The following is a 668-nucleotide window of genomic DNA, read 5'->3' on the forward strand; positions in this document are numbered from 1 at the left end:
CGGCGCTGGTCCTCAGCCGGGGGCTCATGGGCTCGAACTCGGCGCTGGTGCTGCGGCACGGCGAACGAGCCTGAAAAACCCACTGCCCCGCAGCGGGCACCGGGAGAGACCGGGAGCCGCCCGAACCGATCGGGGCGACCGGGAGCAACAAGGAGGAACCGCATGAGTGACCGAATCACCGTGGAAGAACTGTCCGAACTCATGAAGAAGGCGGCCGGCATCACCGTCAGCCCGCAGGAGCTGGCGGACCGGCCCGACACGGGCTTCGACGAGCTCGGCATCGACTCGCTCGGGCTGCTCGGCATCGTGGGCGAACTGGAGACCCGGCACGGCCTGCCGATGCCGCCCGACGCGGAGCGCTGCAAGACGCCCCGGAAGTTCCTCGACCTCGTCAACAGCACCCTTATGGCAGGAGCCTGAGATGGCCGGACACACCGAGAACGAGATCACCATCGCCGCGCCCGTGGACCTGGTCTGGGACATGACCAACGACGTGGAGAAGTGGCCGCAGCTGTTCAGCGAGTACGCCTCCGCCGAGGTCCTGTCCCAGGAAGGCGACAAGTGCACCTTCCGGCTGACCATGCACCCCGACGAGAACGGCACGGTCTGGAGCTGGGTCTCCGAGCGTGAGCCGGACCGGTCCAGGCTGACCGTCGACGCCCGGCGGG

General features: G+C 68.4%; 2 protein-coding genes. Both read left to right on the top strand.

What is annotated here, in order from left to right:
* The first annotated feature begins 162 nt into the window (after window positions 1–162).
* Entirely contained in the window at window positions 163–420 is a 258-nt protein-coding gene (locus BZY54_RS46435; RefSeq protein ID WP_086731354.1) for an acyl carrier protein, read from the top strand.
* Window position 421: 1 nt separating this feature from the next.
* Window positions 422–668, top strand: a 247-nt coding sequence (locus BZY54_RS46440) for an SRPBCC family protein (RefSeq protein WP_208640972.1), incomplete at its 3' end; no start/stop codon positions are given.

Origin of the sequence: Streptomyces carpinensis (assembly GCF_002154505.1) — a bacterium.
Taxonomy (GTDB): domain Bacteria; phylum Actinomycetota; class Actinomycetes; order Streptomycetales; family Streptomycetaceae; genus Streptomyces; species Streptomyces carpinensis.

Bases quoted from the DNA above. Each gene is read 5' to 3' on its own strand.
- BZY54_RS46435 (WP_086731354.1), top strand. From the start codon at position 163: ATGAGTGACCGAATCACCGTGGAAGAACTGTCCGAACTCATGAAGAAG.